This window comes from Enterobacter sp. 22499, from assembly GCF_052044815.1.
In the GTDB taxonomy this organism is placed as follows: Bacteria; Pseudomonadota; Gammaproteobacteria; order Enterobacterales; family Enterobacteriaceae; genus Enterobacter; species Enterobacter bugandensis.
In genome coordinates, this window is the sequence record NZ_JBQENR010000001.1 from 584,842 (window position 1) to 607,998 (window position 23,157).

Genomic DNA, 23,157 nt, shown 5'->3' on the forward strand with positions numbered 1-23,157 from the left:
CCTTGCCGCCACCCTAATTCGTTACAGAAAACCGAGCAGTGAGAAGAAGAAATATCCCGCCACGATGATGATAACCGGCAGGATATAGAGCGGGAAAATTTGCAGGAAAATGGTGTGACGAGGCACCACAATGCGGGATTCAATCTGCTCCCGGCTCATTCCTTCAGGACCTTTCGCCTTCTCAAGGATAAGCTGATCTTCCACCCCTTCGCGTAAAAAACGGGTCTGGCGACTCATTCGTGCGCCCGATGCCTGCAGAGCCATCGCAATAAAAATCAGCGCATAGATAATCCAGAACCCAACATTCAGCTGCTGGTGAAAGTCCGGCGTTGGCGAGTTGAACCAGAAGACGTTCAGGAACGGGGTATTAAACCGCACCATCTCAATCATGACATGCGCAAAATCAAGCATTACCGCATTAATGCCCGGCTGTTTTTCGCTGTGATCGTACATAAACTTCAGCACGGATATCAGCGTAGAAATGACGGCGGGAATAAAAATCACCCAGCCTGCAATACGTTTTAAGACAGCAATGCGTCCAGCTTGTTGATACGTCATCAGTTCCTCTTCATAAAGACGCGTGATTTGAGCCTAAGTCTACCTGCTGGACATCAATTTCGCCCGCTCTTTAAAAGCAATATGCTAAATTGCAGACTGTGCTTAGCACTTATCGTCTGTCGAACACCTGGATAAGGAGACGTTGTGATGTCGACACCGCGCCAGATACTTGCCGCTATTTTTGACATGGATGGATTACTGATTGATTCCGAGCCGTTGTGGGATCGCGCCGAGCTGGACGTGATGGCCAGCCTGGGCGTTGATATCAGTCGCCGTAATGAACTTCCCGACACGCTGGGCCTGCGTATTGATATGGTCGTTGACCTGTGGTACGCCCAACAGCCGTGGGTTGGGCCCGATCGCGACGAAGTCACCTCGCGTATTATCAGCCGCGCCATCGCGCTGGTGGAGGAGAACAAGCCGCTCTTGCCGGGCGTACATGAGGCTGTCGCGCTGTGCAAGTCTCAGGGGCTGAAGGTTGGCCTGGCTTCCGCTTCACCGCTGCATATGCTGGAAAAAGTGCTGATCATGTTTGAGCTGCGCGACAGTTTTGACGCCCTGGCGTCTGCGGAAAAACTGCCCTACAGCAAGCCGCATCCGCAGGTCTATATGGACTGCGCCGCGAAGCTGGGTCTTGATCCGCTTACCTGCGTCGCGCTGGAAGATTCAGTAAACGGCATGGTGGCCTCCAAAGCCGCGCGTATGCGCTCCATTGTGGTGCCCGATGAAGAAAACCGCCACGATCCGCGGTATGCTCTTGCCGACGTTAAGCTGAATTCGCTGGCTGAACTGACGGTACAACACCTGCGCGGCGAATAGCGCCCCTCCTACAGGCAGCGTCATGCTGCCTGATAAAAACAAAACACAGTTTCATTTTGTTTGCTTTTCTCATCCCTGCCTCCTATCTTTAACGTCAACACGACGATAACCAGCTTCTGAGGCGCGTATGATACTGGACACCTTTACTCTTTCAGGCAAAGTAGCCCTCATCACCGGGTGCGATACCGGTCTTGGGCAAGGCATGGCTATTGCGCTGGCGCAGGCAGGTTGCGATATCGTTGGGGTAAATCGCAAAGCTCCAGAGAAAACGGCCAGCGCCATCACCGCCCTGGGAAGACGTTTTGTGGCTATTCGGGCCGATCTGAGCCAGCAGGAAAATCTTCAGTACGTCGTGGACACCGCCGTGGCGGAGATGGGACGAATTGATATTCTGGTGAACAATGCCGGGACGATTCGCCGGGAGGAGGCTCTGACGTTCAGCGAAAAAGACTGGGATGACGTTATGAACCTGAATCTCAAGTCGCTCTTTTTCCTCTCTCAGGCGGTCGCTAAGCGATTTATCACCCAGGGCCAGGGCGGCAAAATTATCAATATCGCCTCTATGCTCTCCTTTCAGGGCGGCATTCGCGTGCCGTCGTATACCGCCTCGAAAAGCGGCGTACTGGGGATCACGCGCCTGCTGGCAAATGAGTGGGCGCTACATGGCATCAACGTGAATGCCATCGCGCCGGGCTACATGGCGACGAACAACACGCAGCAGCTGCGCGATAACGAACAGCGTAACGCGGAGATCCTTGACCGCATCCCGGCGGGTCGATGGGGAGTACCGGATGACCTTCAGGGGCCGGTCGTCTTTTTAGCCTCCCCCGCATCAGATTACGTGAATGGTCACACCTTAGCCGTCGACGGCGGCTGGCTGGCGCGCTGAGGCGCCTTTGTGACAAACAGTTACACCGTCACCTCTTTCGCCCACTGTATAAAAACCCTATACTGTATAAATTGACAGTTTCGTGGGTTTTATCATGACGGCGGAAGGCCACCTGCTTTTTTCAATTGCGTGCGCAGTATTTGCCAAAAACGCAGAACTTACTCCCGTGCTTGCACAGGGAGACTGGTGGCATATTGTCCCTTCCGCCGTTTTAACCTGTCTGCTGCCCGATATTGACCACCCAAAATCCTTCCTCGGACAGCGCCTGAAGTGGGTGTCGAAGCCCATCGCCCGCGCGTTCGGCCACCGCGGGTTTACCCACAGCCTGCTGGCCGTTTTTGGTCTGCTCACGCTTTTCTATTTAAAAGTCCCTGAAAGCTGGATAGTGCCGGGCGATGCCATTCAGGGCATGGTGCTGGGTTATTTAAGCCATATCCTCGCCGATATGCTGACGCCCGCAGGCGTGCCGCTGCTGTGGCCCTGCCGCTGGCGTTTCCGTTTTCCAATCCTTGCGCCGCAAAAAGGGAATCAGCTTGAACGCGTGCTGTGCATGGCGCTGTTCGCCTACGCCGTCTGGATGCCGCAAACCTTGCCCGAAAACAGTGCAGTGCGCTGGTCTTCCCAGATGATCAATTCGCTGCAATTTCAGTTCAATCGTTTTATTCATCACCAGATTGAACAGTAAACCAACAAAATCATTCCATTTGTCATAAACCATTCCATTTGGATATAAGCGCCACATCACACTTCTGCTAACCTTCCGCCAACAGGATCGGGAAAAACCGATCCCACATAATAAATCAGGAGAACGGGGATGAATTTTCCACTCATCGCGAACATAGTCGTGTTCGTCGTATTACTATTGCTTCTCGCGCAGGCGCGCCACAAACAGTGGAGCCTGGCGAAAAAAGTACTGGTCGGTCTGGTCATGGGTGTGGCGTTTGGTCTGGCCTTACACGCCGTCTACGGCTCCGATAGTCCGGTACTGAAAGAGTCCATTCAGTGGTTCAACATTGTCGGTAACGGCTACGTCCAGCTGCTGCAGATGATCGTTATGCCGCTGGTGTTCGCCTCTATTCTGAGTGCCGTAGCCCGTCTGCACAACGCAACTCAGCTGGGTAAAATCAGCTTTCTGACCATTGGTACGCTGCTCTTTACCACGCTGATTGCCGCGCTGGTGGGGGTGCTGGTTACCAACCTGTTTGGCCTGACCGCCGAAGGTCTGGTTCAGGGTACCGCTGAAACGGCGCGTCTGACCGCAATTCAAACCAACTACGTGGGTAAAGTGGCTGATCTGACGGTTCCGCAGATGGTCCTCTCCTTCATTCCGAAGAACCCGTTTGCTGACCTGACCGGTGCAAGCCCAACCTCTATCATCAGCGTGGTGATCTTCGCGGCATTCCTGGGCGTGGCTGCGCTTAAGCTGCTGAAAGACGACGCGCCGAAAGGCGAACGCGTGCTGACGGCGATTGATACCCTGCAAAGCTGGGTGATGAAGCTGGTCCGTCTGGTCATGCAGCTGACGCCATACGGCGTTCTGGCACTGATGACTAAAGTGGTAGCCGGCTCTAACCTACAGGACATCATTAAGCTGGGCAGCTTCGTTGTCGCCTCTTATCTGGGCCTGGGCATTATGTTCGTGGTGCACGGTATCCTGCTGGGCGTGAACGGCGTCAGCCCGCTGAAATACTTCCGCAAAGTATGGCCGGTACTGACCTTTGCCTTCACCAGCCGTTCCAGCGCAGCGTCTATTCCGCTGAACGTTGAAGCACAGACCCGTCGTCTGGGCGTGCCGGAATCTATCGCCAGCTTCTCTGCCTCCTTTGGTGCTACCATCGGTCAGAACGGCTGCGCGGGTCTCTACCCGGCGATGCTGGCGGTGATGGTTGCCCCAACCGTGGGTATCAACCCGCTGGATCCGGTCTGGATCGCCACGCTGGTCGGGATTGTTACCATCAGCTCCGCCGGCGTTGCAGGTGTCGGCGGCGGTGCAACCTTCGCCGCGCTGATTGTGCTGCCCGCGCTGGGCCTGCCCGTCACGCTGGTCGCCCTGCTGATTTCCGTTGAACCGCTGATCGACATGGGCCGTACCGCGCTGAATGTGAGTGGCTCCATGACTGCCGGTACGCTGACCAGCCAGTGGCTAAAGCAGACCGACAAAGCCATTCTGGAAAGTGAAGACGACGCCGAGCTGGCGCACCGTTAATCTCGATAGAAATAAAAAAACCGCCTGATGGCGGTTTTTTTATGGCTGTTATTCTTCAACCTCTTCATCCTGGCGGATTTGCGTCGCCCATCGCTGGGCTGACTCCGGCACGGAAAACGCCGGCGACCGGCGGAAATGTTCCCCCATCAGGACAAAAGCCACATATTTACCGCGAAGCAGCCAGACATCACGAAAACCATCCACTTTCAGGGCATGGTCAGGCGGCGCGGGCTCAACGCGGGGCACATAGCTAATAACCTGGCGGTTTTGTTGACGAAGAGGTTTCATAAGCGACGGATTCACTAAAGCAAATTCTTGAAGCAGGAAAATTCTATGATAGCCGATCCTGCTGCCTTACGTCGCGCTCCGAGTGGGTGAGATGGCTCCTTTCGTTAATAACGTCATGTGAAAAACGCTTAGTTAGCGAGCTATCTCACGACATTGTTCTATCCTTAATAGGGTTTTTAGCAATGGATAAAGGAGAAGCGTGCAATGTCGAACAAAGATAAATCACATCAATCACCGATTCATGGCACTGAAGAATCTCAACCGGGTATGGACTCTCTCGCCCCTGCTGACGGCTCTCACCGCCCCTCGCCGGGCCCATCAGCCCCTGGCGAACAACCAACCGCGCCGGGAAGCATGAAATCGCCGGACACCGGAAACGAGAAGCTGAAATCGCTTGAGCCACACCGTAAAGGCGGTGAAGGTTTTGCACTCACCACCAATCAGGGCGTGCGCATTGCTGACGATCAAAACTCCCTTCGCGCAGGCGCGCGCGGGCCGACCCTGCTGGAAGATTTCATCCTGCGGGAAAAAATTACCCATTTTGACCACGAGCGAATTCCGGAACGCATCGTTCACGCGCGCGGTTCTGCGGCGCACGGCTACTTCCAGCCCTATAAAAGCCTGAAAGCGATCACCAAAGCGGATTTCCTCTCCGACCCGGATAAAATCACGCCGGTCTTTGTGCGTTTCTCCACCGTGCAGGGTGGCGCAGGTTCGGCAGACACGGTGCGTGATATCCGCGGCTTTGCCACCAAGTTTTATACCGAAGAGGGTATTTTCGATCTGGTGGGCAATAACACCCCGGTGTTTTTCATTCAGGATGCGCATAAATTTCCTGACTTTGTCCATGCGGTAAAACCGGAGCCCCACTGGGCCATACCCCAGGGACAAAGTGCGCACGATACCTTCTGGGACTATGTCTCCCTGCAGCCTGAAACCTTACACAACGTGATGTGGGCGATGTCCGACCGTGGGATCCCGCGCAGCTATCGCACGATGGAAGGGTTCGGTATTCATACCTTCCGCATGATCAACGCGGAAGGAAAAGCCACGTTTGTGCGCTTCCACTGGAAGCCGGTAGCGGGCAAAGCCTCGCTGGTATGGGACGAGGCGCAGAAGCTCACCGGGCGCGATCCGGACTTCCATCGCCGCGAACTGTGGGAATCCATTGAAGCGGGTGACTTCCCGGAATATGAACTGGGCTTACAGCTGATCCCGGAAGAAGACGAGTTTAAGTTCGATTTCGACCTGCTTGACCCGACAAAACTCATTCCTGAGGAGCTGGTGCCCGTTCAGCTGGTGGGGAAAATGGTGCTTAACCGCAACCCGGATAATTTCTTTGCCGAAAACGAGCAGGCCGCGTTCCACCCGGGCCACATCGTCCCCGGACTGGATTTCACCAACGATCCGCTCTTACAGGGACGTCTGTTCTCGTATACCGATACGCAGATTAGCCGTCTTGGCGGGCCGAACTTCCACGAGATCCCAATTAACCGCCCAACCTGCCCGTACCATAACTTCCAGCGCGACGGGATGCACCGTCAGGATATTGATACCAACCCGGCAAACTATGAGCCGAACTCCATCAACGACAACTGGCCGCGAGAAACCCCGCCGGGGCCGAAACGCGGCGGATTCGAATCGTACCAGGAGCGTATCGACGGCAACAAAATTCGCGAGCGCAGCCCCTCGTTCGGTGAGTATTACGCCCACCCTCGCCTGTTCTGGAACAGCCAGACGCCGATTGAGCAACAGCACATCATCGGCGGCTTTAGCTTCGAACTGAGCAAAGTGGTGCGCACCTACATCCGCGAGCGCGTGGTCGATCAGCTGGCGCACATTGATATTCAGCTTGCCCAGAGCGTGGCGGATAACCTTGGTATCACACTAACGGACGAACAGCGTAACCTTGCGCCACCGAAAGAGGTTAACGGCGTGAAGAAAGATCCATCGCTGAGCCTGTATGCGGTGCCGGGTGGTTCAATTAAGGGCCGCGTAGTCGCCATCCTGCTGAACGACAAAACCCGCGCCAGCGACGTGCTGGGGATTATGCAGGCGCTAAAAACCCAAGGCGTACACGCCAAACTGCTCTATTCCCGCATGGGTGAAGTGACGGCTGATGACGGCTCCGTGCTGCCGGTCGCGGCGACCTTTGCCGGCGCGCCGTCGCTGACCGTCGATGCGGTGATTGTGCCGTGCGGGGATATTGCCAGCCTGCTGACCAACGGCGACGCCGTCTATTATCTGCTGGAAGCCTATAAGCACCTGAAGCCCATTGCGCTGTCCGGCGACGCACGACAGTTTAAAGCACAGCTGAAGGTTGCCGATCAGGGTGAGGACGGCATTGTCGAGGGCGATAGCGTGGACGATGCGTTTATGACGAAGCTGTTTGATTTGCTCGCCGCGCACCGCGTCTGGTCGCGCAGCAGTAAGATCGATCAGATTCCGGCATAAAAACCATTCCCGGTTGTGCGGCCTGATGCCCTCACCCCGCCCCTCTCCCACGGGAGAGGGAGAAAACAATAAAAACGGTAACCCAGGTTACCGTTTTGCTTTTACCTCGCCACCCGGCACTTCTTACAGATCCCCAAACGTCCCCAACCGATACCCACGCTCGGCAATGGCGTATTTCAGCGACGGCGACGTCAGGACATCCAGCTCCGCCAGGCGCGGCCAGCAGTAGGCGCTCTTACGCACGGTGTTATCGACAAAGGCAGGATGCGCCATGACCTCCAGCGACCGTTCCCCCCGCGCGGCGGAATCATCCAGCACCTTCAGGAACAGCGCTTCGTCGATCTCGTCACCGTAAAAGGCACTGCTGAACCCCTCTGTTGTTGTCACGGCACAGTCCGGCACGCCCTGCGCCTCACGATCCACGCGCATCGCCACGCTTTTGCGTTGGGCAAACGCCGCAACAATCGGGAAAATCGCCGGGATCATGTGCACATGATGGTGGCTGTCGATGTGCGTCGGCGCCTTGCCAAAAAGATCAACAAAGCGGTTGTACTGGCAGTCCAGCTCACGGGCAATCTCTTCGAGCGGCAGAGCGTCCTGCTCCGCCAGTTCCCAAATCCATTTGCCCAGCAGACCGTCACGCGTCAGGCCCGGCATGGGCGAAAGCGGCATCCCGAGCGTCAGCACAAAATGCATGCCGACACCCAGCTCTGGCACCTCGCGGCTCAGCTGCGCCGCGTGTTCAACCGCTTCACCGTTCACCAGTGCCGTTGTAGAGGTCACTACCCCGCGGCGACAGGCTTCAATAATGCCGTAGTTCTGGCCTTTCGAAAGGCCAAAGTCATCAGCATTAACGATCAGCAGGTTTTCCATTGTGCGTCCTCTCAGTGTTGTTTGAACTTCAGCTTCTCAATCGTGGCGGCAAAGTTCGGCAACCATTTTTCATGCGCCAGGATCATCTCGCTGGCCAACTGCTCCGCATCGCGGTCGGAATGCACCAGCGGGCTGAGGTTCAGCGCCAGAAGCACGTCATTGAGTTCACCGCTCAGCGCCGCGTTGCTCGCCGCCACTTCAAAGCCTTTGATGGTGTGGATCAGGCCCATAACTTTGTCGTCGAAGTGGGTGATACGTGGATGCGGTTTAGCCCCCTCGCGCCCCAGAATGCAGGTCATCTCGACGGCCCAGTCCGCCGGGATATTGTCGATATGGCCGTGATGCGGCACGTTAACATAGTGCTCCGCCTGCTTGTCGTTGTAGATGGCGTTGATCACTTCACACGCTGCATCGGAGTAATAGGCCCCACCGCGCTGCTCAAGCGCTTTCGGTTTGACGTTCAGGTTCGGATCTTTATATAAATCGAACAACTGCTTCTCAACTTTCTGAACGATTTGCGCACGCGCGCCGCCCTTATAGTACTCGCCCATTTCGATAGCCAGCATCTCTTTCTGCTTGAAGTAGTAAAGCAGGTATGAGCACGGCAGCAGATTCAGCGAGCGGATCAGCCCTTCGCTGAACGGCAGGTCAAAGATGTTCTTCACGGAGGCCGCGGTCAGGCGACCGGAAGCCACGCCGTCGAGCAGTTCGGCAAAGCGCGATTTTCCGTTCACGATGACGTCTTTAATGAACACCATGTGGTTCAGGCCGAACAGATCGATTGAGAGATCGTCACTGTCGGTCAGCTCCAGCACGTCGCGGATAAACATCTTCATGCCGATCGGGATATTACAGACGCCGATAAAGCGTTTGAAATTGGTATGACGATATACCGCCTCGGTCACCATTCCGGCCGGGTTAGTGAAGTTAATCACCCACGCGTTCGGGCAGATCTCTTGCACATCTTTGACGATGTCGAAAATCACCGGAATGGTACGCAGGCCTTTGAACAGGCCGCCCGCGCCGTTGGTCTCCTGCCCCAGGTAGCCGTGGCTCAGCGGAATACGCTCGTCCAGCTCGCGCGCTTTTAGCTGGCCGACGCGCAGCTGAGTGGTAACGAAATCCGCATCTTTCAGCGCCAGGCGACGATCGAGGGATTTATGCACGGTCATCGGCACGCCCGCTTTCTCAACCATGCGCTTGCACAGGTCGAAAATAATATCCAGCTTCTCCTGACCTTCCTCAACGTCCACCAGCCATAATTCGCTGACCGGTAATTCATGATAACGTTTCAGAAAACCTTCGAGTAATTCCGGGGTATAGCTGCTGCCGCCACCAATGGTTACGACTTTTAATTTCTTTTGCATAATATCTCCCTTAGCGTATCAGGTTAATCGCCTGCAAGGTATAGCGTACTCTTCCCGCTATTTGGGCAAGCCATTAAAGCAATATTTATGGCGGGTAATCCGCCGAAAGTTAATTAATTACCGTTAAATTCTTCCGGTAGCTGTTCGGTGTGAATGAGGTCAACTTCTTAAAAGTTTTAATAAACAGGCTGGGACTGCTATATCCTGACTCATAGGCAATATCGGTGACAGAATAGTTGGTAATCTCCAGCTGTTTTTTGGCAAAATTAATGCGGATTTCATTAATTATTTGCACCGGCGTTTTACGATAATAACGCTGCGTTGCGCGGGTCAGATATTCCTGGGATTTCCCCGAGAGGGATACCATATTTTCCAGCGCATTTTCGCTGAACTGGCCTTTATCGTGCATCAGTTCCACGGTGCTGCGCAGCCACTGTGGAACATCATCCGTCACCTGCTGCTCTTCACGGTGATGCCGCAACCGGTTCATCACGTAGAAGGTCACCGTTTCAATAAATTCATCAAACTCATTGTCGCGGAAGTTAAGCGAGGCGATGACCGTTTCAATCCAGGTCATGAACTCGTTTTTCACACGATATACCTGGGACGCCACAAAGCAGAACGGCACCAGCGGCAGATAGTGCTTCTCAAAGAAGCGTCTGCTGACGCCCACGTTCAGAATGCGGGTCGCGCCAAATTCGTAAAAGCTCTGGTGATAGGAACCCATCGGCAGGAAGACAAAATCCCCTCGCTCCAGCAGGACGCGCTTACCGTTGATCTCCTGGTAGTAGCGGCCGGTCAGAACAATCGTGAACTCATAGTAGTCATGCTGGTGCAGACCGCTGGCGCTCTCCGTCTTGTTGTAGATAACCACGTGAAAATTTTTGCCATTAAACAGTTGCTGTTCAAATGCGGTTTTGATTTCCATCGTGCTGACCTCCTGCTGCTCAATCCGACCTAGTGCATTTTCTCGTGAAGCTCAATCAACTCCGCCACCAGCTCACGCGCCAGCATGGACGTCATCAGGTGATCCTGAGCGTGTACCAGCACCAGGCTGACCTTCATCTTCCCTTCGCCCTGGTCGCTTTCAATCAGCTTTGTCTGCACCAGGTGCGCTTCGTTCAGCGCCGTGCGGGACTGCTCCATCATGGTTTTCGCGGCGGCGAAATCTCCCTGCTTGGCCTGCTTCAGTGCGGCATACGCCAGGCTGCGCGCCTGCCCGGAGTTGATGATGAGGCCCATCACCACTTCTTCGAGATCGTTCTCTGCGGCTTCGTCTGCGACGATACTATCCAAATCTAACATGTTTTAGCTCCTTGTGGCTGGCGCGGGCTTCCCCGCGCCGGTCAATCTTAGAATTTCAGTGAGAGGGCAATTTCCTCTTCGCTCTCTTCTTCATCAATGATGGTGGCAGCTTTGTTCGCAATCGCCACGAACGGCATGTACAGCAGGGTGGCAATCCCGAGGTTGAATATCGCCAGCAGGAAGGCCGCGACGCTACCGTTGGTGTTAAAGAAGGCGCCCAGACCTGCCGGCATGGTCCACGGAGCAATGTTGGTGATCGGTGGAATAATACCCATGTAGTAGGCCGTCAGGGTGATCGCTGCCAGCAGCGGCTGCACCAGGATGAACGGGATAAACATTACCGGGTTCATGATGATTGGCAGACCGAACAGAATCGGCTCGTTAATCTGGAAGATGCCTGATGGCAGGGCCAGTTTCGCCACCTGACGATAGTCAGCGCGACGAGAGACAATAAAGACCGCGATGATCAGACCCAGGGTCGCCCCGGTACCACCCAGGAAGATATAGGAGTCAAGCATCGGCTTCGCCCACACATGGAAGGTTTTACCTGCCGCCAGCGCCGCGTCAACGGAACCGTACTGCTGGTAAAGCGCAACGTTTTCCAGTGCCCATGGGGTCATAATTCCGCTGTCCAGCGCGGCCAGTGCCAGTGAACCATGCACGCCGAAGAACCACAGCAGAGAGGTGAAAATCACATACGCCCAACCGACCACGCCACCCATCGACGCCAGCGGCGTAGAGATAGAGTCCATGATGATCTGGTGGAAGTTCGTGCCCCAGTGAGAGAGCGCCCAGGCGATAATCCCCATGATGGAGAGGATAATAAAGCCTGGGATCAACGCGGAAAATGAACGAGAAACGGAGGCCGGCACGCTATCCGGCAGGCGGATAACCCAGTTGCGACGGATAATAAAGGTGAACATTTCTGCCACCACCAGGCCGATAACAATACCGGAGATGATGTTGGCTCCGCCCAGCCAGTTTGCGCCAACGGCGTAGGCTTCACCCACGCTGTAAGGCGTGACGGTCATAAACGCGGCAACGGATAATAATCCGGCGGCCAGCGGATCCACTTTCCGCTCTTCAGCCAGCGCCATCCCAATAAAGAAAGGCGCCATCAGCGACATAATACCCAACGTACCGTTATATACGTTGCCGCCGATGGCTTTAAAACCATTAAGGGTTTCAATAGTGGAAGCGTCTAACCGAATTCCTAATGAATAAAAGAAGGAACCTTCACCAAAGCTCAGAAAAACGTTGTTAATTAAAACGAACATGGCCCCGGCCAGCGTCAACGGCATTAATTTAATAAAACCGTTTTTGATGGCATTAACGTGAGGCTGCTTTCCTATTTTAACAGCAAAAGGAAGGAGTACCTTTTCAAGTGAAGCGATGACTTTACTCATAGGAAAATACCCTTAAATGCCGTAACGCATGTTACGGCGTAATTGTGTGTGAAATAACTCTTTGACGGGAAAAATAAAAATTAATTAGCAGCTTTTTTAATGGCTGCCACAGCAGCTTTAAGTACACCTAAACCATCGATCTTGCCGTACAGCCCCGAGTCGATCACCTCGACCGGTTTATTCGGTAGCAGTCGTTGAATTTCGGGCAACATATAGGCAATTTGCGGCCCCAGTAACACAACATCGGCTTTCTGGCCTTTTTCGCCCGCCAGCGTTTCCGGAAACGCTTCAATCACCACAGGAACTTCATACTTTTCAGCCTGCGCGCGCATCTTTGACACCAGAAGCGAGGTTGACATGCCCGCTGAGCAGAACAGGTAGATATGTTTCTTTTCCATCATAATTTCCCTCTTGTATGACTACCTGCCGTCGCGCTATCACTCGACTCGCTGTCCCGGCAGACAGGTAGCTTGCGTACTGTTGTTTATCGTTGAAGTGAGTATACGCAATGGTACAGAGGGGAGATAATTCTGGATAGGCCTAAATTGTCTCTCATTGACCTGGCTTGTTGACTACCTTCACATTTCAGGCAAATAATTCGCGCAAAGAAATAAGATTAACGTATGAATAAAAAAACCGGCCCAGAGGCCGGTTTGTTAACATCTTCAGGCAAGCAGGGTTACTGCGCCTTAGGTGCCTGCGGATCGGTGTCGTATTCAGCACAGGTCTGATAGCCGGAGTTAATCACATGTCCGGTATCATCCAGCGCGACGAAGTAAGTTTCTGCCTTACCATCACGTTGACCCAGGATATAAGTCTGACACGTACCGCGCGCGTGAATCATGGTCACTTCAGAAGAAGGCTTGCCGGCGATCGCAGCCACCTGCGAACGTGTCATCCCTTTTTTAACGTCTTTAACCACGGGCTGGGTAAACTGATCCTTGGTGCGATCGTAAGCCGTACACCCTGCCAGCATCGTCAGTACCGCCGCTGCGCTAAGAATTCCTGCTACGTTCTTGTTCATATTCCGTCCTCTTGTTTATCAGCATGTTATCTAAGCATGGGATAAAAAGTACTATTGTTCAACTTTGTGATTTACGCCAGACGAATTTCGGAAAATTCTAATAAAACAACGATAAGCTGCTAAATCGCCGCAAATTAACGCACTCGAAACTGTGATCCTTGTCGTTTTCCGCCCAAAGGGTTAGTTTTAACAGTTAACACATTCTGTTTATGTTCTGCATACGGAGGGCATGATGGCTCTGCAACAAGAGATTATTCAGGCGCTGGGCGCTAAGCCTGCGATAGATGCACAGGAAGAGATCCGCCGCAGCGTGGATTTTTTAAAGTCGTACTTAAAAAAGAACGCTTTCCTGAAATCCCTGGTGCTGGGCATCAGCGGCGGGCAGGACTCTACCCTGACGGGTAAACTCTGCCAGATGGCGATTTCAGAGCTTCGTGAAGAGACGGGCGACGAAGCGCTGCAGTTTATCGCCGTGCGTCTGCCTTATGGGGTTCAGGCGGACGAACAGGACTGCCAGGACGCCATCGCGTTCATCCAGCCCGATCGCGTGCTTACCGTCAATATCAAAGGCTCGGTGCTGGCAAGCGAGCAGGCGCTGCGCGAAGCGGGCATTGAATTAAGTGATTTTGTGCGCGGCAACGAGAAAGCGCGCGAGCGCATGAAAGCGCAGTACAGCATCGCCGGGATGACCAAAGGCGTTGTGGTAGGCACCGACCATGCGGCAGAAGCGATCACCGGTTTCTTCACCAAATACGGCGATGGCGGCACCGACATCAACCCGATTTTCCGTCTCAACAAGCGTCAGGGCAAGCAGCTGCTCGCCGCGCTGGGCTGCCCTGAGCATCTGTACAAGAAAGCGCCAACCGCGGATCTGGAAGACGATCGCCCTTCCCTGCCGGATGAAGCGGCCCTTGGCGTCACCTATGACAACATTGATGATTATCTGGAAGGCAAAACGCTGGATGAAGGTACCGCGAAAATTATCGAGGGCTGGTACCTGAAAACCGAGCACAAGCGCCACACGCCAATTACGGTGTTTGACGATTTCTGGAAATAAACGCAAAACGTTAATCTTTGCTCCCTCTCCCCTTTAGGGAGAGGGCATCACGCCACCCGGCTCTTTTTTAACCACAGCACACCTGCTACACTGTATACCTGAACAGTATATGGAGCAGTATGTGAGCAGGCGTCAATCAGCCCCGCGTCTTGAGTTTGAAGCGGCGGCTATCTATGAATATCCCGAACATCTTCGCCCCTGGCTTGAGGCGCTGCCTAAACAGCCGGGCGTGTACATCTTTCACGGTGAAAGCGAGACCCTGCCGCTCTACATCGGCAAAAGCGTTAACATTCGCAGCCGGGTGTTATCCCACCTGCGCACCCCGGACGAGGCCGCCATGCTGCGCCAGTCGCGACGCATTACCTGGTTCCAGACGGCGGGAGAAATGGGCGCGCTGTTGCTGGAAGCCCGGCTGATAAAAGAGCAGCAGCCGCTCTTCAATAAGCGCCTGCGCCGCAACCGCCAGCTCTGCTCCCTGCAGATCGCCGACGGCAAGCCGCAGGTCGTCTACGCCCGCGAGGTCGATTTCTCCCACGCCCCGAATCTCTTCGGGCTGTTCGCAAACAAGCGTGCCGCCCTACAGTCTCTGCAGGCGCTCGCGGACGAGCTGCAGCTTTGCTATAGCCTTTTAGGGCTAGAGGGCACCACGCGGGGCCGCGCCTGTTTCCGCTCCGCTCTGAAGCGCTGCGCAGGCGCCTGCTGCGGAAAAGAGAGCGTTGAGGCGCATCACGCCCGGCTCCTCGCGGGCCTGGCCGGGATCAGCGTCAACTGCTGGCCGTGGGACGGCGCCGTTGCGCTAAAAGAAGTGGGTGAAACCATGACGCAGTATCACATCGTCAATAACTGGCTCTGGCTGGGGGCGGTCGATGATTTAAGCGACGCGGCAACCCTGCTGCGCACCCCCGCGGGATTCGACCACGACGGCTACAAAATCCTCTGCAAGCCCGTATTAGCGGGCAAGTTCGAGATCATCGCGCTCAGTGACCCGGCAGCCAGTTAATTTCACTGAACAGCAGGGTGCCCTGAGACTCCAGCAGACGCAGAGTATGGGTCCCCTCCTGCCAACTGGCGCCCTGATCGGCCGTGAGCAATTTATCACCCAATTGCCACGCCCCGCTTAATACAAACACCACGCCCCCGCGCGAGCCAAAGGTGGTAAAAGTACGATCGGCAACCCGCACCTTCGCCTGACAGCAGTCGCGCCGGGTCATGATGTTGAAATCCATCGCCATCCTGCCATCGGAAAGCAGCGCCTTCACCGGCAAATCGCCAGCAAAACTGTAAGGCTGATGCTGTTTAAGGGTATGGCAGAACGCCTGACCGGCATCCAGCGTCACCTCCCCGCCTTCCAGCAGGGTAATGACCCGGTCGACACCGGGAAACGAGGAGAATTCGCCGTTGCTGGCGATGGTCGCGATACTGGCACGCCAGTAAAAATCGCGCGTCGCGGGAGGGATACAGCAAATTTCTCGCGTTTCGCCAGCACCATTGCGCCAGAGGCTGACCGGCATCTTACGAATATCAAAGAACTCCATCACCACTCCTGAATGGCACAACCCGTGCCAGGGCAAGGATATCGCTACCCCTGCAGTCTTGTTTGTTATCGTTAGGTATTCACAGACACAGTATCGGCAGCAGAGCGGGCAGGCCTTAGCGGAACGTTAATAAAAATGCTAACGCCATGACTCTACAGACATTCTCTGAAGCGACTACAGGAGAATACCGCGCTGGCGGCGGCAGGCAAGAGGGCAGAATAGAAAAACCGCCGGTCCTGTCCACAGCGATTTCGCTTTTGTGGACAGGATCCCGGCGGTCTTAAGAGAGTGAACCGATTATTCGGTTGGTGCTGGCATTTTACCTTCCATCGCCGGACGTTCTGTCAGACGCTTCTCAAAATTGGCATTAAACTGTTTTTTCTGTTCCGGGGTCAGAATGTTGTAGATCTTGTTCTGGGTTTCCATGTGGGCCAGCATGCGGGCTTTGTGCTGCTCGGCCATTTTGTCGATCTGCGCTTCGGCTTTCGCCTTATCGAAGCTGTCGCTGGCAATGATGTCATGCATTGCGCGGCGCTCTTCCAGCGGAGGACGCTTCATCTGGTCACGCTGGCTTTTCATGATGTCGCGGATCTGCTGCTTCTGCGCGTCCGTCAGGTTCAAATCTTTGAACATCATCATCTCGTGGTGCATACCCGGCTTGCCTTTATGATGCATCATCATTTTGCCTTCAGCTGGCGCGGCGGTGGTGGTTGCGGTATCTGCGGCGAACGCCATGCTGGTAGCGCCCAGAGCCAGGGTAGAAGCAACAAACAGTGCAGTAAACTTACGCATAATTTATTTCCTTTCTTTCAGTTATTCTTCGGCGCTATGCCGTGTTGACGAGATTAACTTTACGGGGTTTATCGTCAATTAATCAGAGCAACGGTAAAACAATGAAAGTGTAAAAAACAATTCTTCGCCAAATGTGGAGGAAATAAGGATAAAGCGTGGAGAGTTGCAACAAGAAATATTCAATACGATGATTTTAAAGCTATTTAGCAGAAGTATAACGAAGTGACGGTGAATAATAAAGCAATTCGCCAGGAATATTCCGTAAAAGAAATCAGAGCGCTTTAATCGCTAAGAAAACATATTTACTTCCCCTCCCGGATGGTGAGAGGGGAAAGGTTCAGGTGAGTTTTTCCAGCATCAGACCGGCCCGCAGGCCAAACGCTACGGAGGGGTTGGGGAACAGCACATATTCGGTGGTTTTCTGCACCTCGTAACGCTCTTCGCCATCTTCCGCCAGTAGAGCCCCTTTGCGAAACGGTGTGAAGTTCAGGGTGTGCGCGGCCATGTGAAGCTGGAAAGCCTCGCTGCGGCGGGTGATCTGCTGTACGACCCGGTACCGCTCAACGGGCTGATGTGCGTGCTCGGTAGCCGTCCCACCGAGCAGCGCCCGAAGCGCGAGCTCCGTAGGCGCAAAGCGAGTGAGATCGTTCTGTCCGAACGGTAGCGCTTTTCCCAGCTCCAGCGTACAGGACAGCGCGCCAAACCGTTCGCAAGTGAAGTGAGTAAAGGTCCCGCCCGGCGACTGATGAAACACCAGCGCCTCCAGCCCGGCATCCCCCAGCCAGCTCAGAAACGCTTCATCCCACGGCTGATTGCGCTGCGGCAGAACGCCGAATCTGACATGGTAAGAGGCGCGGATCGCCGTATGCAGATCCAGATGCCAGCGCGCCGGTCCCGCCGCGGCAAAAAACGTTGTCACGACGTTCTCCAGCCACTGCGCGCGCGCCGTTTCGTCACTCTGCGGAAACTGCGACCAGCGCCCGCCGAACATGCGGTTAATGTCGCTAACCAGGTACCGTTTGTTTTGCGCCAGCGCAGGCGGATTGCCAAGCACCACCAGCACGCGGCACGCAAGGGATATCTCGCCGCGATACAGCGCGCGCAGCAGCCCATCGACGATCTCAACGGGTGCGGTTTCATTCCCGTGGATCCCTGTGGAAAGCAGCAACGATAACGCACTGCTGGCCTTCGGCGTCAGCTCAAGCACCCCGCGCCCCAGCCACCGCCAGCGGAATGAGGGGCCTTCCCCCTCACTCTGGTCCGGCGTTTCATCGGCCAGGGTCAGCGCCAGTAAATTTTCCATATCCACTCCTTTAGCGCTGGAACGGGTAAACCGAGCCCAGCTGCAGGATTGACGATAATGCGTCCAGCGCCTCGCGCCCTTCGCGCAGCAGCTGCGGGTCAACCAGATCGGCCTGCGTCAACCGGTCGCGATAGTAGCGGTCCACCCAGTCGTTCAGGGCGTTAAAGAGCGTCTCATTCATCATGACTGCCGGGTTAACGGCCTGTATTTCATTTGGCGTTAACACGACCCGCAGGCGCAGACAGGCGGGACCACCGCCGTTAGCCATGCTTTCGCGCAGGTCAAACACGCGCAGCTCGTCAATCGGGTTATCGGCCTTCACCAGTTCGGTGAGGTAGCGCCACACACCCCGATGATCCCGGGACTCCTGCGGCAGCACCAGCATCATGCTGCCGTCATCGCGGCTCAGCAGCTGGCTGTTGAACAGATAGGTTTCGACCGCGTCCTGCACGCTGACCGCCTGCGTTGGCACCTGGATCGGCATAAAGCCGGGCACGCGTTCGTGCAGCGTGGCGAGCAGCTTATCCTGATGGGCAAAGGCCTGCTCATGGCAGAACAGCACCTGGCGGTTGGACACGGCAATCACGTCGTTATGGAACACGCCCTGGTCGATCACGTGCGGGTTCTGCTGGGCAAAAATCACCTGGGAAGGATTGACCTGGTTCAGGCGCGCAACCGCCTGGCTGGCCGCGAGCGTCTGACGCGCTGGATAACGGGTTGGCGCAGCGTGGCCGCCCTCTTCCCGCCCGTAGATAAACAGCTGCACGGCGGGATCGCCGTAATCGCCACCCAGCCGGTTATGGTTGGCCGCGCCTTCGTCGCCAAACATCGCCACCTGCGGCAGGGCCTGATGGATCTCAAAATGGGCGTCATGCTTGAAAATAGCGCGCAGCACGCGCTCGGTGGTGTCCGCTTCGGTGGCGCGATGAAACTTATTATTCAGGTTCGCCACCGTCAGATGGACTTTACCATCCAGCGTATCGGCTGACGGCGCGACGGTGGCCGCGTTTGCCACCCACATTGAAGAGGCAGAGCTTGCCGCAGAGAGCAAATGCGGCGTCTGCGTACCCGCTTTTTCGACGACCTGCTCGTCCGTACCGCTAAATCCTAGCTGGCGCAGCACCGCCACGTTAGGGCGTTCCTGCGGCGGGATCACCGCCTGCGGGAAGCCGGCATCCGCCAGCGCCTTCATTTTTAGCAGCCCCTGCTTCGCCGCCAGCTTCGGGTTGGAGACCTGAAAGCGGTGCTTCGTCGAGGCTTCATTACCAAAGGAGAGACCGGCATAGTGGTGCGTCAGCCCCACCAGCCCGTCAAAGTTGACTTCACGCGCTTTCATGGCCTTCTCCCTTCGTAAAATCGAGCCCCGGATTAAGCGTCGCCGGCAGCGTCAGAGCCGGAGTTTCCAGACTCGCCATCGGCCACGCGCAGTAATCGGCGGCATACCAGGCGCTGGCGCGATGGTTGCCCGAGGCGCCCACGCCGCCGAACGGCGCGGTGCTCGCCGCCCCGGTTAGCGGTTTATTCCAGTTCACGATCCCGGCACGCGCTTCCAGCAGCAGTTGTTCAAACTTCTCGCGATGCGGCGATATCAGCCCGCTCGACAGGCCGTAGCGGGTGTTATTCGCCATCGCAATGGCCGCATCAAAATCGTCGTAACGCCAGACGCATAGCAGCGGGCCAAACACCTCTTCATCCGGCACGCTGCTCGCACCGCTCATCTCAACGATGCCCGGCGTCAGCAGCGAGGTACCCGGCTGAACCTGCTTCGGCTCCAGCAGGGTTTTCGCCCCGCGTGCAACGTGGTCCTGCCAGGCGTTGAGCACGTTCAGCGCGGCCTGTTCGGAGATCAGCCCGCCGATAAACGGCTGCGGATCGGCATCCCACGCGGCAGGCACCAGCCGCGCGCTCACCTCTACCAGACGCTTCAGGAAGGCATCCCCCTGCGCGCCGCGCTTGACCAGCAGGCGACGGGCGCAGGTGCAGCGCTGTCCGGCGGTAATAAAGGCGGACTGGATCGTCAGGTGTACCGCAGCGTCGATATCGTCAGGATCTTCGACAATCAGCGGGTTGTTGCCGCCCATCTCCAGCGCCAGAATTTTCTCCGGCTGCCCCGCCAGCTGGCGGTGCAGCTGATAGCCCGTTCCGGCGCTGCCGGTAAACAGCAGGCCATCGATATCGCTCAGCGCGCTCAGCGCCTGACCGGTTTCCCTCCCGCCCTGCACGAGGTTCAGCACGCCCGGCGGCAGCCCGGCCTGCTCCCACAGCTTCACCACCGCCTCGCCGGTTAACGGCGTAAGCTCGCTCGGTTTGAAGATGACGGTATTGCCCGCCAGCAGCGCGGGCACAATGTGACCATTCGGCAGATGCCCCGGGAAGTTATACGGGCCAAACACCGCCAGCACGCCGTGCGGACGGTGGCGCAGCGTGGCCGCGCCGTCCGGCATCTCAGTATGCTGCTCGCCGGTGCGGGTGTGGTACGCCTTAACCGAAATAGCGATTTTATTGATCATCGCCGTCACTTCGGTCGCCGCTTCCCAGCGCGGTTTGCTGGTTTCGGACGCGATGATGCGCGTCAGCTCGGCCTTGTTGGCCTCCAGCAGTCCGGCAAATTTTTCAATAAGCGCCTGGCGCTCGGCGAATGGTCGTTTTGCCCACGCGGGAAACGCGTGTCGTGCGGAACGGCAGGCCTGCTCGACCTGCGCGACGCTGGCGTCATTTCCCTTCCACAGCACCTCTTTTCCAACTGGATTGGTTTTTACGCGCTGTTCGCCTTCGCCCGTTACCCAGTCACCGTTAATCCATAATGTCATGCTGTTTTCTCCTCAGGGCAGAGACGCACCAGGCGAACCTTATCGCCGGCGTTACATTTCAGGGCATCCAGCTCTGCAGCTGTCAGCACCAGACGTTCACATTTCGGGTTGGTCCGCACCAGCATGGCGCGGAAGTTGGCGTAATTTTCGTTCGCCACCAGGCATGCCGGCCAGTCACCCGGCGCGGGCTGGCCTTCGGATACCTCAACCAGGCGGCTTTTACGGATGGCGCGCACGCGGTCGATATCGCACTCAAGCGTTGGCCCGCCGTCAAAGATGTCGACATAGTTACGGTAGCGGAAGCCCTCTTTCTCCAGCACCGCGCGGGCAGGCGCGGTTTGCGGATGCACTTCGCCAATTACCGCCTGCGCTTCCGGCGTTAAGAAATGGGTATAGATAGGATGTTTAGGCATCAGCTCCGCGATAAACGCTTTCTGGCCGGTGCCGCAGAGATAGTCCGCCCGGCTGAACTCCATCGAGAAGAAGCGCTCGCCCAGGCTCTCCCAGAAGGGCGAGTAGCCTTTGTCGTCGATCACGCCGCGCATCTCTGCCACCACTTTTTCGTTAAAGCGATCGCGGAAAGCGGCCATAAACATAAAGCGCGATTTGGAGAGCAGATAGCCGTTGCCCTCTTTGCGCCACGCCGGGTCGAGGAACAGCGTACAGAGCTCGCTGGCGCCCGTGTGGTCATTACAGAGAAACAGCGTGGGCAGCGCGTTATAGACGTTCAGTTCTTTCGAGGCGTGAACCATGGTGCCGACGCGGTAGTTGTACCACGGGTCGTTAAGCCCGACGGCCACTTCGATGGCGCAGATCCCGGCCACGCTCCCCGTTTCGGTGTCTTCCAGCACGAACACGTAACCCTGTTCGCTTTTTGGCAACGTCCCCTGCCAGGTTTGCAGGGCGCGCTCAATGCGCGCCGACAGCGTTTTTTCATCGGCAGGAAGCGAGGTCAGCCCACCTCCCGTCTTACCGGCAAGCTGCATGAGCCCGGCAATATCGCCGCGCTCAACGGGACGGATGACCATCATGATGACACCCCGGATTTCACCTTCTCACACGCCAGCGCAAAACGATCCAGACCGGTTTGTACCTCTTCCTCGCTGACGATCAGCGCAGGGGCAAAACGCACCACGTTGGCACCGGCAATCAGCACCATTACGCCCGCTTTTGCCGCTTCCTGTGAAATAAGCTTCGCTTTTCCGACAAACTCAGCCGTGAGCTCGCAGCCGATCAACAGCCCCAGGCCGCGAATTTCTTTAAACAGGCCAAGCTTACCGTTAATGGCGTTCAGGCGCTCAACGAACCAGTCGTGACGCTGCTTAACGCCCTTCAGCACCTCAGGGGTGTTAATGATGTCGAGAACCTGTCCGGCGACGGCGGTCGCCAGCGGGTTGCCGCCGTAGGTGGTGCCGTGGGTGCCCACGGTCATCACGCTGGCGAATTTATCGGTGGTCAGCGTCGCGCCAATCGGGAAGCCGCCGCCCAGCGCTTTGGCGGTAGAGAGAACGTCCGGCGTCACGCCGTAGTGCATATAGGCATACAGCTCGCCGGTGCGGCCCACGCCGGTCTGCACTTCGTCGAAAATCAGGACCGCGTCATGACGATCGCACAGCTCGCGCAGCCCCTGCAGGAAAGCCTTTTGCGCCGGAAGCACGCCGCCCTCGCCCTGCATCGGTTCGACAATCACCGCGCAGGTGGTGTCGTTAATCAGCTCGCTGGCGGACTGAAGATCGTTATAAATGCCGTGGCGAATATCCGGCGGCAACGGAGCGAAATCCTGCGAATACGAAGGCTGGCCGCCCGCGCTCACGGTAAAGAGCGTGCGCCCGTGGAAGGCATTTTTAAACGCCACAATCCCGCTCTTGTGCGTCCCAAACTTGTCGTGGGCATATTTGCGCGCCAGCTTCAGCGCCGCTTCGTTGGCCTCCGCGCCGGAGTTACAGAAAAAGACTTTTTCGGCGAAGGTCGCGTCAATCAGCTTTTTCGCCAGGCGCAGCGCGGGTTCGTTGGTAAAGCCGTTGCCGGTATGCCAGAACTTCGCCGCCTGGTCATTCAGCGCCTGACGCAGCGCCGGATGGGCATGACCCAGCGCATTCACCGCAATCCCCCCGGCAAAGTCGATATACTCTTTACCCTGCTGATCCCACAGGCGTGAGCCTTCCCCGCGAACCGGAATAAAAGCCGCCGGAGCGTAAACCGGCATCATCCATTCATCGAAATTTTCACGCGTAATTGACAGAGACATAGCGACCTCATCCGGTAAATAAAAAGTTATTTGAATGTTAAATAATTGAGTGTTTGCACTGTGAATGTAGATTGCAGCCTTCGTGCCAGCCAGCGATAAAAATGCATAAACGGGGTGAGGCAACAGAATATCAATAGGTTACAATATGGAGTTATTCACTATTAGTGCATAAAAAGTGAATATTTTTACGACAAGCGGCGCTTTGCCGCATGAAAATCAGAAA

23 protein-coding genes are annotated in these 23,157 nt (G+C 56.0%); 7 read left to right on the forward strand and 16 right to left on the reverse strand.

The genetic code is table 11. The features are described 5' to 3' along the window. Window positions 1-21 precede the first annotated feature (21 nt). Window positions 22-558: a YniB family protein gene (locus ACTJI7_RS02805; protein WP_045261585.1), complete on the reverse strand. Its 537-nt coding sequence runs from the start codon at window positions 556-558 to the stop codon at window positions 22-24. 147 nt (window positions 559-705) lie between these two features. Here ACTJI7_RS02805 and hxpB point away from each other — a divergent pair, with 147 nt between their 5' ends. The 4 genes from hxpB (at window position 706) to tcyP (ending at window position 4,472) form a co-directional block, all read left to right on the forward strand. Next, on the forward strand, window positions 706-1,377 hold the full coding sequence (hxpB, locus tag ACTJI7_RS02810) for a hexitol phosphatase HxpB (protein WP_028012808.1): 672 nt from the start codon (window positions 706-708) through the stop codon (window positions 1,375-1,377). Between the two features lie 127 nt (window positions 1,378-1,504). Continuing rightward, entirely contained in the window at window positions 1,505-2,266 is a 762-nt protein-coding gene (gene kduD / locus ACTJI7_RS02815) for a 2-dehydro-3-deoxy-D-gluconate 5-dehydrogenase KduD (protein WP_028012807.1), read from the forward strand. Between the two features lie 94 nt (window positions 2,267-2,360). Further along, complete coding sequence (locus ACTJI7_RS02820) at window positions 2,361-2,951, forward strand: metal-dependent hydrolase (protein ID WP_032644865.1); 591 nt, start codon at window positions 2,361-2,363, stop codon at window positions 2,949-2,951. Between the two features lie 129 nt (window positions 2,952-3,080). Then, on the forward strand, window positions 3,081-4,472 hold the full coding sequence (gene tcyP, locus ACTJI7_RS02825; protein WP_041910456.1) for a cystine/sulfocysteine:cation symporter: 1,392 nt from the start codon (window positions 3,081-3,083) through the stop codon (window positions 4,470-4,472). A 48-nt stretch (window positions 4,473-4,520) separates the two neighbouring features. Here tcyP and cedA read toward each other — a convergent pair whose 3' ends face one another. Further along, window positions 4,521-4,796 (reverse strand): cell division activator CedA, encoded by a 276-nt coding sequence (gene cedA, locus ACTJI7_RS02830; protein ID WP_223239595.1) that lies wholly within the window; start codon window positions 4,794-4,796, stop codon window positions 4,521-4,523. 168 nt (window positions 4,797-4,964) lie between these two features. Here cedA and katE point away from each other — a divergent pair, with 168 nt between their 5' ends. Continuing rightward, window positions 4,965-7,214: a catalase HPII gene (gene katE / locus ACTJI7_RS02835; protein ID WP_063153856.1), complete on the forward strand. Its 2,250-nt coding sequence runs from the start codon at window positions 4,965-4,967 to the stop codon at window positions 7,212-7,214. Window positions 7,215-7,337: 123 nt separating this feature from the next. Here the strand turns inward: katE and chbG are convergent, their stop codons facing one another. The 7 genes from chbG to osmE all read right to left on the reverse strand — a co-directional run bounded on the left by chbG (window position 7,338) and on the right by osmE (window position 13,189). Continuing rightward, window positions 7,338-8,087 (reverse strand): chitin disaccharide deacetylase, encoded by a 750-nt coding sequence (chbG, locus tag ACTJI7_RS02840; protein ID WP_063153855.1) that lies wholly within the window; start codon window positions 8,085-8,087, stop codon window positions 7,338-7,340. An 11-nt stretch (window positions 8,088-8,098) separates the two neighbouring features. Further along, the gene (locus ACTJI7_RS02845) at window positions 8,099-9,454 is read right to left on the reverse strand and encodes a 6-phospho-beta-glucosidase (RefSeq protein ID WP_028012802.1); all 1,356 of its coding nucleotides are present in this window, start codon (window positions 9,452-9,454) and stop codon (window positions 8,099-8,101) included. Window positions 9,455-9,563: 109 nt separating this feature from the next. After that, window positions 9,564-10,406 carry a transcriptional regulator ChbR gene (gene chbR, locus ACTJI7_RS02850; protein WP_028012801.1) on the reverse strand — a complete coding sequence of 281 codons (843 nt, stop codon included), beginning with the start codon at window positions 10,404-10,406 and terminating at the stop codon, window positions 9,564-9,566. Window positions 10,407-10,411: 5 nt separating this feature from the next. Further along, complete coding sequence (gene chbA, locus ACTJI7_RS02855; protein WP_028012800.1) at window positions 10,412-10,759, reverse strand: PTS N,N'-diacetylchitobiose transporter subunit IIA; 348 nt, start codon at window positions 10,757-10,759, stop codon at window positions 10,412-10,414. Window positions 10,760-10,806: 47 nt separating this feature from the next. Further along, window positions 10,807-12,165: a PTS N,N'-diacetylchitobiose transporter subunit IIC gene (gene chbC / locus ACTJI7_RS02860; protein ID WP_028012799.1), complete on the reverse strand. Its 1,359-nt coding sequence runs from the start codon at window positions 12,163-12,165 to the stop codon at window positions 10,807-10,809. A gap of 80 nt (window positions 12,166-12,245) precedes the next feature. Beyond that, window positions 12,246-12,563 carry a PTS N,N'-diacetylchitobiose transporter subunit IIB gene (gene chbB, locus ACTJI7_RS02865; protein WP_014883474.1) on the reverse strand — a complete coding sequence of 106 codons (318 nt, stop codon included), beginning with the start codon at window positions 12,561-12,563 and terminating at the stop codon, window positions 12,246-12,248. A gap of 281 nt (window positions 12,564-12,844) precedes the next feature. After that, window positions 12,845-13,189, reverse strand: a complete 345-nt coding sequence (gene osmE / locus ACTJI7_RS02870; RefSeq protein ID WP_003857836.1) for an osmotically-inducible lipoprotein OsmE — start codon at window positions 13,187-13,189, stop codon at window positions 12,845-12,847. 232 nt (window positions 13,190-13,421) lie between these two features. On the opposite strand from osmE, the gene nadE reads away from it, so the two are divergent. Both nadE and cho read left to right on the forward strand, forming a co-directional pair. Further along, complete coding sequence (nadE, locus tag ACTJI7_RS02875; RefSeq protein ID WP_048959444.1) at window positions 13,422-14,246, forward strand: ammonia-dependent NAD(+) synthetase; 825 nt, start codon at window positions 13,422-13,424, stop codon at window positions 14,244-14,246. Between the two features lie 121 nt (window positions 14,247-14,367). Further along, entirely contained in the window at window positions 14,368-15,246 is an 879-nt protein-coding gene (gene cho, locus ACTJI7_RS02880) for an excinuclease Cho (RefSeq protein ID WP_032644984.1), read from the forward strand. Here the strand turns inward: cho and ves are convergent. The 7 genes from ves to astC form a co-directional block, all read right to left on the reverse strand. Next, window positions 15,224-15,781: an environmental stress-induced protein Ves gene (gene ves / locus ACTJI7_RS02885; protein ID WP_041910459.1), complete on the reverse strand. Its 558-nt coding sequence runs from the start codon at window positions 15,779-15,781 to the stop codon at window positions 15,224-15,226. The genes cho and ves overlap by 23 nt on opposite strands. Before the next feature lie 297 nt (window positions 15,782-16,078). Next, window positions 16,079-16,573, reverse strand: coding sequence for an ATP-independent periplasmic protein-refolding chaperone Spy (gene spy / locus ACTJI7_RS02890; protein ID WP_028012795.1), 495 nt, complete (start codon window positions 16,571-16,573; stop codon window positions 16,079-16,081). Window positions 16,574-16,910: 337 nt separating this feature from the next. Beyond that, window positions 16,911-17,876, reverse strand: a complete 966-nt coding sequence (gene astE, locus ACTJI7_RS02895) for a succinylglutamate desuccinylase (RefSeq protein ID WP_248095448.1) — start codon at window positions 17,874-17,876, stop codon at window positions 16,911-16,913. A gap of 10 nt (window positions 17,877-17,886) precedes the next feature. Then, on the reverse strand, window positions 17,887-19,212 hold the full coding sequence (gene astB, locus ACTJI7_RS02900) for an N-succinylarginine dihydrolase (protein ID WP_047368346.1): 1,326 nt from the start codon (window positions 19,210-19,212) through the stop codon (window positions 17,887-17,889). Further along, window positions 19,199-20,686 (reverse strand): succinylglutamate-semialdehyde dehydrogenase, encoded by a 1,488-nt coding sequence (gene astD / locus ACTJI7_RS02905; RefSeq protein ID WP_192985977.1) that lies wholly within the window; start codon window positions 20,684-20,686, stop codon window positions 19,199-19,201. Before astD ends, astB begins: the two co-directional genes overlap by 14 nt. Further along, window positions 20,683-21,717: an arginine N-succinyltransferase gene (astA, locus tag ACTJI7_RS02910; protein ID WP_126817517.1), complete on the reverse strand. Its 1,035-nt coding sequence runs from the start codon at window positions 21,715-21,717 to the stop codon at window positions 20,683-20,685. The genes astD and astA overlap by 4 nt, the downstream gene beginning before the upstream one ends. Next, on the reverse strand, window positions 21,714-22,934 hold the full coding sequence (gene astC / locus ACTJI7_RS02915) for a succinylornithine/acetylornithine transaminase (RefSeq protein WP_440669656.1): 1,221 nt from the start codon (window positions 22,932-22,934) through the stop codon (window positions 21,714-21,716). The genes astA and astC overlap by 4 nt, the downstream gene beginning before the upstream one ends. Window positions 22,935-23,157 lie beyond the last annotated feature (223 nt).

Bases quoted from the DNA above. Each gene is read 5' to 3' on its own strand.
- osmE (WP_003857836.1), bottom strand. From the start codon at position 13,189: ATGAACAAGAACGTAGCAGGAATTCTTAGCGCAGCGGCGGTACTGACG.
- nadE (WP_048959444.1), top strand. From the start codon at position 13,422: ATGGCTCTGCAACAAGAGATTATTCAGGCGCTGGGCGCTAAGCCTGCG.
- ACTJI7_RS02820 (WP_032644865.1), top strand. From the start codon at position 2,361: ATGACGGCGGAAGGCCACCTGCTTTTTTCAATTGCGTGCGCAGTATTT.
- astE (WP_248095448.1), bottom strand. From the start codon at position 17,876: ATGGAAAATTTACTGGCGCTGACCCTGGCCGATGAAACGCCGGACCAG.
- katE (WP_063153856.1), top strand. From the start codon at position 4,965: ATGTCGAACAAAGATAAATCACATCAATCACCGATTCATGGCACTGAA.
- ACTJI7_RS02805 (WP_045261585.1), bottom strand. From the start codon at position 558: ATGACGTATCAACAAGCTGGACGCATTGCTGTCTTAAAACGTATTGCA.
- chbB (WP_014883474.1), bottom strand. From the start codon at position 12,563: ATGGAAAAGAAACATATCTACCTGTTCTGCTCAGCGGGCATGTCAACC.
- astA (WP_126817517.1), bottom strand. From the start codon at position 21,717: ATGATGGTCATCCGTCCCGTTGAGCGCGGCGATATTGCCGGGCTCATG.
- kduD (WP_028012807.1), top strand. From the start codon at position 1,505: ATGATACTGGACACCTTTACTCTTTCAGGCAAAGTAGCCCTCATCACC.
- astB (WP_047368346.1), bottom strand. From the start codon at position 19,212: ATGAAAGCGCGTGAAGTCAACTTTGACGGGCTGGTGGGGCTGACGCAC.
- chbG (WP_063153855.1), bottom strand. From the start codon at position 8,087: ATGGAAAACCTGCTGATCGTTAATGCTGATGACTTTGGCCTTTCGAAA.
- astD (WP_192985977.1), bottom strand. From the start codon at position 20,686: ATGACATTATGGATTAACGGTGACTGGGTAACGGGCGAAGGCGAACAG.
- hxpB (WP_028012808.1), top strand. From the start codon at position 706: ATGTCGACACCGCGCCAGATACTTGCCGCTATTTTTGACATGGATGGA.
- ACTJI7_RS02845 (WP_028012802.1), bottom strand. From the start codon at position 9,454: ATGCAAAAGAAATTAAAAGTCGTAACCATTGGTGGCGGCAGCAGCTAT.
- chbA (WP_028012800.1), bottom strand. From the start codon at position 10,759: ATGTTAGATTTGGATAGTATCGTCGCAGACGAAGCCGCAGAGAACGAT.
- astC (WP_440669656.1), bottom strand. From the start codon at position 22,934: ATGTCTCTGTCAATTACGCGTGAAAATTTCGATGAATGGATGATGCCG.
- chbC (WP_028012799.1), bottom strand. From the start codon at position 12,165: ATGAGTAAAGTCATCGCTTCACTTGAAAAGGTACTCCTTCCTTTTGCT.
- tcyP (WP_041910456.1), top strand. From the start codon at position 3,081: ATGAATTTTCCACTCATCGCGAACATAGTCGTGTTCGTCGTATTACTA.
- ves (WP_041910459.1), bottom strand. From the start codon at position 15,781: ATGGAGTTCTTTGATATTCGTAAGATGCCGGTCAGCCTCTGGCGCAAT.
- spy (WP_028012795.1), bottom strand. From the start codon at position 16,573: ATGCGTAAGTTTACTGCACTGTTTGTTGCTTCTACCCTGGCTCTGGGC.